At 48.6% G+C, this 6859-nt stretch carries 3 protein-coding genes, 2 tRNA genes and 1 pseudogene; all 6 read right to left on the bottom strand.

The genetic code is table 11. From position 1 onward, the window contains the following. Positions 1-198: 198 nt before the first annotated feature. Complete coding sequence (ltrA, locus tag HMPREF9439_RS12190; protein ID WP_008865075.1) at positions 199-1590, bottom strand: group II intron reverse transcriptase/maturase; 1392 nt, start codon at positions 1588-1590, stop codon at positions 199-201. 451 nt (positions 1591-2041) lie between these two features. Beyond that, a tRNA-Asp gene (locus HMPREF9439_RS12185) sits at positions 2042-2118 on the bottom strand. Between the two features lies 1 nt (position 2119). Further along, a tRNA-Val gene (locus HMPREF9439_RS12180) sits at positions 2120-2195 on the bottom strand. Positions 2196-2234: 39 nt separating this feature from the next. After that, positions 2235-2525 (bottom strand): annotated as a pseudogene (locus tag HMPREF9439_RS12175) (HU family DNA-binding protein); the annotation flags it as partial. A 330-nt stretch (positions 2526-2855) separates the two neighbouring features. Next, the gene (lon, locus tag HMPREF9439_RS12170) at positions 2856-5276 is read right to left on the bottom strand and encodes an endopeptidase La (RefSeq protein ID WP_008811355.1); all 2421 of its coding nucleotides are present in this window, start codon (positions 5274-5276) and stop codon (positions 2856-2858) included. 238 nt (positions 5277-5514) lie between these two features. Further along, positions 5515-6840: an ATP-dependent Clp protease ATP-binding subunit ClpX gene (gene clpX, locus HMPREF9439_RS12165; RefSeq protein ID WP_008865072.1), complete on the bottom strand. Its 1326-nt coding sequence runs from the start codon at positions 6838-6840 to the stop codon at positions 5515-5517. Between the last annotated feature and the right edge of the window lie 19 nt (positions 6841-6859).

Raw genomic sequence — 6859 nt, 5'->3', positions numbered from 1 at the left:
TGCTAGATACCCTAACTTCTGCAATATTTCAGATTTCAGGTAGATACCCTAACTTCTGCAATATTTCAGAAGTTAAAACGCTTCGACTAAAAAATCGAGTAGGGTTTCGCTGATTTCCAGCGAACACCCTCTCACACCGCTGCCCGTACCGGTCTGGTAGGCCAAGTCACCTTGGTTTTTCAGCGGTTTCTTAACGTTTTAACCTCTAAAACATCCCAACCATGACCATCCTCTTTGTTTGAGGAAGTCCGTGGTCAGAGTGGTCGTGAGAATGTGGCTGTTGGATATCCGCCAATAGCCCTTTCGGGTACAACCCCAGTAATAAGCTTGATTAGGGTCCGCCCCCAGTTTCACCAGGGCCCTGATTCTTGTTTTTACCTTTTTCCAAGTTTTCCACAAGAGTTGGCGGATGCGACGTCGTATCCACCGATCCACCCCTTGCGTCCATCTTTGGGCGTCTGCTAATTGGAAGTAGTTCATCCACCCCCGAAGCTTTTGCGCTAGTAGCTGTTTCACACTCTCTATGCTCGTTTTCGGACTCCGAGAGAGTAATTTCCTGATCGTATCCTTGAGCTTTTGTTTGCTCTTTTCATGGATTGTCAGTCTTACCTCTCTTTTTGTCCGACTGTAGTAGAAGCCGTACCCTAAGAATTTCGTTTGCGGGCTCGATATATAGGCCACATGCGACTTTTCCCGGTTTACTTTCAACAGCATCTTTTCCTGTACAAATCTTGTCAGACTTGCCAGCGTTCTTTCTGCCGCTCTTCTACTCTTACAGATGCAGATCAGGTCATCAGCGTATCTTGCAAAGCGGTGGCCGCGCTTTTCCAATTCCTTGTCCAGTTCATCTAGGTAGATGTTGGCAAGGAGCGGTGACAGTGGGCCGCCTTGCATAAGTCCTATTTCCGTGGGTTTGATCTCCCCCTTAATTTGGACTCCCGATCGGAGCTTCTTGTGTATCAGCGAAATGACCCTGCCGTCTTTGATTTTGAGTGACAGCTTTCTGATTAGTCGGCTGTGGTTCACCGTGTCAAAGAATTTGGCTAAGTCCATGTCCACTGCCCATCGATAGCCTTGATCGGCTTCTGCTGTTATGACTCTGAGAGCATGGTGAGCCCGCATGTTCCGTCTGAACCCGAAGCTCCGATCCGAGAAGTCCCTGTCATAGGTCCAGTCGAGTACTTGGGCGGTTGCCTGTTGCACTAGACGGTCTATGACTGTTGGGATTCCCAGATCTCGGAACTTTCCGGGTTCTTCTTTCGGAATGCTTGCTCTTTTCACAGGGGAGGGCCTGTAAGTTCCCTCCTTAATCGCCTTTGTAAGCTGGCCGGGGTGGCTGCGTATCCAGTCGAGCAATTGCCCGACTTCCATACCGTCAACTCCGGGAGCCCCTCTGTTGGCTATTACTCTTTTGAGCGCTTCCTTCAGATTAGTGGGCTCCAGTATCGCCTCTAAGGTGATGCTTGCGTATAAATTGAGGTTATGTGTGTCTTCTTCTGCTCCTATGGACGCGGGCGGATCCTTTTGTGCAGGTTTGGCCGCATTCCGTGCCCCTCGCCCGCATGAAGGTTTTTCATTGTTTCTATCCATAATTCCCTTTGTCGTAGTTGCAGTAACACACTCCGCTAAGATTCAGGCCTTCCTCGGTTACTGCTACCGAGTACTACGCCGTCTGCTGACCACTCACGACAAGCTTTACTCCGCCAAGCCAAATGGCTTGCGTCCGTGAGTTCTCCTCGGGTAAGAACGAACTCTTTCCCATCATGTACCTTCGGTCTTTACACTGCCATCTCCGTGTGGCCTTTGGGCTTCAACTTGTCTTGCAGTCTTACCCGACAGCATATGCCTGAGACCGTTTCTGTTCGTAAGGTCAATGGTTGGCCTCGGGCTTCCTTCAGTCGGAACCTCGCGGTTCAGGCCTTGCCTCTGGCTATGTGCTTGGCGCCACCGCCTGCACTTCGGGACTTCCACCCTGTAGAGTTCGCTCATGCCGAGCGCACAAGGAAAAGCCCTGTGAAAGAACCTCACGGGGCTGGAATCTTGGCGGAGTGGACGGGACTCGAACCCGCGACCCCCGGCGTGACAGGCCGGTATTCTAACCAACTGAACTACCACTCCTTGGTGGATGCTGAGAGTCTCGAACTCCCGACCTACGCCTTGTAAGGGCGCCGCTCTACCAACTGAGCTAAGCATCCTTCGTTATTAAGATCTCGCTGTCTCAATCACGAAAGATTTTATTCTACTACATCTTTTAAATTTTTGCCAGCAACAAACTTCGGAACTTTACGGGCCGGAATATCAATTGATTTATTTGTCCGAAGATTGCGGCCTTTGCGAGCTGCACGCTCGACAACAGAAAAAGTACCAAAGCCGAGTAATTGGACTTCTTTGCCGTTCTGCAATGCATTTGTAATTGTGTCGATCATCGCATCAACAGCGCGCTGTGCTGCAAGTTTGGAAATGTCGCATTTAATTGCGACGGCTTCTATGAGATCTGCTTTATTCATCATTCCCTCCGAGAGAGATAAAGGGGTAAATAAACTCTGATTCGTTAATCATAGCAGTATTTGTGGGCAAATTAAAGGTTTTCTAGACAATTCTTCTCATTTGTGAGACAAATTTTCTTATCTGGCCTGAGGTTGTTGATTAACTATGAGTCTGTTTTATTGAATTTGCCCCCATATTTTTACAAGTTTCAAACCCATCCTTTTAAGTTCCAAAACCAACAAATGATTTTGAAATTGACTACCTGAACAGAGCTTGAGTCGGTCGAAATTTGTTACATAAATTCAATCGGTTTGAGTCTGGGTAAAAAATAAGAGGGCCGAAGCCCCCTCCTCTTAAACCAGTGGATCTTAGTTGCGTGCAGTCGATCCAGTAGCTGAAGTTCCCACTTCAATCTGCTGTTTCGCAGTGATAGGCTGCTCAATTGTCTGAGGTAACGCTTCAGGCTGCTTGGATAAACCGTACTGGAACACTTCGTCAATGGTGCGGACAGGACGAATCACCAATCCTTCCTTGACGTTTTCAGGTACTTCCTCCAAATCCTTCACGTTTTCTTCCGGTATCAGCACTTCTTTGATACCGCCTCGAAGCGCCGCCAAAAGCTTCTCTTTCAAACCGCCGATCGGAAGAACTTCGCCTCTCAGCGTAATCTCACCGGTCATAGCCACTTCAGCCTTGACAGGAATACCCGTCAGAGCGGAAACCAAGCCCAGCGTGATAGCGGAACCCGCACTCGGACCGTCTTTAGGCACAGCTCCTTCCGGGAAATGGACATGAATATCCGTCTCAGAGATTTGCTTGTAGGTAATGCCCAAACGAGAAGCCCTCGAACGAACCACTGTACGTGCAGCTTCTACAGATTCTTTCATCACATCGCCCAAAGAACCGGTACGTGTTATTTGGCCTTTACCCGGCATTGTTGCGACTTCGATCGTAAGCAGATCGCCGCCGACTTCCGTCCAAGCAAGACCTGTGACTTGGCCGACTTGATCGCCCTTGTGCATGACACCGAAGTTGTAGCGACGGACACCGAGGAAGTAGTCAAGATTGTCGGAGTTGGCGACCACCTTTCCTTTGGTCTTCTTCAAAAGGATGTCACGGACCGTTTTACGGCAGATCTTATTGATCTCGCGCTCTAGGCTGCGGACACCTGCTTCGCGGGTGTAGTAGCGAACGATGTCAACAATCGCAGAGTCTTCGATCTCGAGTTCGCCCGGCTTCACACCGTTCAGTTTCATCTGTTTCGGGATCAGATGTCTCTGAGCTATGTGGAGCTTTTCATCCTCCGTGTAACCGGAAAGATGTATCACTTCCATACGGTCAAGCAGCGGAGCCGGAATGTTCATGGAGTTGCTAGTCGCAATGAACATCACATGTGACAGATCGAAATCCACTTCTACATAGTGATCCTGGAAAGTGTTGTTCTGTTCAGGATCCAGCACTTCCAAGAGCGCAGCCGCTGGGTCGCCTCTGTAGTCCATACCCATCTTATCAACTTCGTCGAGCAAGAAAAGCGGATTATTGGTTTCCGCCTTAGTAAGACTCTGGAGAATTCGACCCGGCATGGAACCGATATAGGTTCTTCTGTGACCTCGGATTTCGCTTTCATCTCTTACGCCGCCTAAAGCCAAACGCACAAACTTACGTCCGGTTGCGCGGGCGATAGACTGGCCCAAAGATGTCTTACCGACTCCGGGAGGTCCGACTAAGCAGAGGATCGGAGATTTCACATTCTTGACTCGGCTTTGAACCGCTAAGTATTCAAGAATGCGTTCCTTCACCTTCTCAAGACCGTAATGGTCTTCTTCCAAAACGGCGTCTGCCTTGATGAGATTCGTGTTGACACGAGTTCTCTTGCTCCACGGCAGAGAAATCAGCGTGTCAATGTAATTTCGAATCACATTGGCTTCCGCGCTGTTCTGACCCTGCATACGGAGCTTCTTGAGTTCGCCGAGGGCCTTTTCCTCGCCTTCGGGACTCATCTTGGCAGCTTTAATCTTGCGCTCGATTTCCTCAAATTCTTCGTCGGTATCGCCCAATTCTTTCTGAATGGCTTTTACCTGTTCATTGAGGTAATAGTCGCGCTGGTTCTTTTCCATTGCCTTCTTCACACGGCCGCGAATACGCTTTTCCGTCTGCTGAATGTCAACTTCTTCCTCGAGCATGTCAAAAAGAAGTTCAAGACGTTCCTTTGTTCCAACCGTTGCAAGCAGATCCTGCTTACGGGAAGGAGAAAGAACCAGCAACTGGGCAATGGATGTGATGAGCTGTTCCGGATCGGTTAATGAAGAAATCCGATTCAGCTGATCGTTCGTAATTCTCTTATTGTTCTTTTGGTATTCGGTAAAGGCTGTCAGGATCGTCCTGCGCAGCGGCTCAAAAGTGCGCTGGGAAATTCTATCCTGAGGAATGTCTTCCACCTCAGCAAAAATTTGCTCGTCTTCTTTGTACTGAGTAACTCGGACACGGCGAATACCCTCTACCAGGACTTTGAAAGTACCGTCAGGCAGCTTCAAAGACTGGACGATACGCGCAACCGTACCGACATCAAACAGATCATCGGAAGATGGATCTTCGATGCCTGCATCGCGCTGTGCGACGAGCAAAAGCTCTTTGTTCGCCTTCTCAGAAGACGTGACATTGCGAAGAGCACTAAGCGACTTCTCGCGTCCGACGAAGAGCGGCACAACCATCTGAGGGAAGACAACAATGTCTCTCAGCGGCAACACCGACATCATCGGATTTGAATTAGTTGTACGTTTCTGAATCATCTAAATCCTTACTGCTAAAAAATACACTACGTAAGTTACTACTTGGGGACGCTTGAAAAAAAATCAAGGGCGCCAAATATTTAAAAATCGTTTCTATACTGTATCAAAAGTAAAAGGCCCCTCGCCTTAAGCCTTTCAAGATTTTGTGGCTATTTTGGGGACCTTAATCAAGGGATGGTGGATAAACAGACCATCCAAGGAGAAAAAAGGAGGTGCCGAAGCGACCTCCTATTTACCGTTATTTAGTGATGAACTCGGCTTGTCCGTCTCTCATCGTGGAGGCTTTCACCACCACTCTGGCGACGTCTTTTCTGCTCGGAATCTCAAACATAGCAGAAAGGAGTGCATTCTCAATAATGGACCGCAGGCCGCGGGCTCCGGTCTTTCTTTCCTGAGCCATTTTGGCTGCTTCTTTGAGCGCATCCGGTTCGACTTCGAGAACAACGCCTTCCAATTCGAACAATCGTGCGTACTGCTTCAGGACCGCATTCTTCGGTTCGGTCAGAATGCGAATCAGCGCTTCTTCGTCTAGGTCATCCAACGTTGCAATCACCGGGAGGCGTCCGACCAACTCAGGAATCAAGCCGTAGCGAACTAGATCCTTAGCTTCAATATCGCGGAGCACTTCGCCTTCGCTTCTATCGTCGGCCCCCTTAACATCGGCTTCAAAGCCGATGCCGCTGCGCTCAGTTCTTCTACGAATGATCTTATCCAAACCTTCAAATGCGCCGCCGCAAATGAAGAGAATGTTCGAAGTATCAACCGGAATATTGTTTCCCTGAGGATGCTTTCTTCCGCCGGCAGCCGGAACATTGGCAACGGTACCTTCAACGAGCTTTAACAAAGCCTGCTGAACGCCTTCGCCGGATACGTCGCGGGTAATAGACGGGTTCTCACTCTTGCGGGCAATCTTATCGATTTCATCAAGATAGATAATGCCCATCTGAGCGCGTTTGAGGTCCATATTGCAGCTTTGCAGAAGCTTCAGGATCACGTTTTCGACGTCTTCACCGACGTAGCCGGCTTCTGTCAGAGTCGTTGCATCTGCAATTGCAAAAGGAACATTCAGCATTTTGGCCAAACTTTGAGCTAAAAGCGTCTTGCCGGAACCTGTCGGACCGATAAGAAGAATGTTGCTCTTCTGAATCTCAACTTTTTCGTCGGAATCATCTCCGATGAATTTGCTTCTAAGACGTTTGTAATGGTTATAAACCGCAACGGAAAGAACCTTCTTCGCCTGTTCCTGACCGATCACATATTGGTCAAGATTGGCATAAATTTCTTTCGGCGTCGGCAGTTCTCCGTACAAAATCGGATCCTGCTTTTCTGCCTCTTCTGCTTCGGCTTCTTTAGCGGGGGCTTCGGAACCTGCGTTCTTATTGTGAGCTTCGAGATATTGGTAGCGCTTCAAAGCATCTTCAATCACACCGGAGTAACGAGCAAGCTCTTCAGTACATTCTTTACAAATGTACTGATCTCCGATGTTTGACTTATAAATTTCAGAGTACTGTCCCTTTTTGGCTCCGCAAAAAGAACAGACGGGTCCCTCTTTGTTATCGCTCATAACTTCCTTAAATCTTTAA

The organism is Parasutterella excrementihominis YIT 11859 (genome assembly GCF_000205025.1).
Taxonomy (GTDB): Bacteria; Pseudomonadota; Gammaproteobacteria; order Burkholderiales; family Burkholderiaceae_F; genus Parasutterella; species Parasutterella excrementihominis.
Note: the sequence above shows the minus strand (reverse complement) of the source record. Positions and strands in the feature narration are given on the sequence as shown.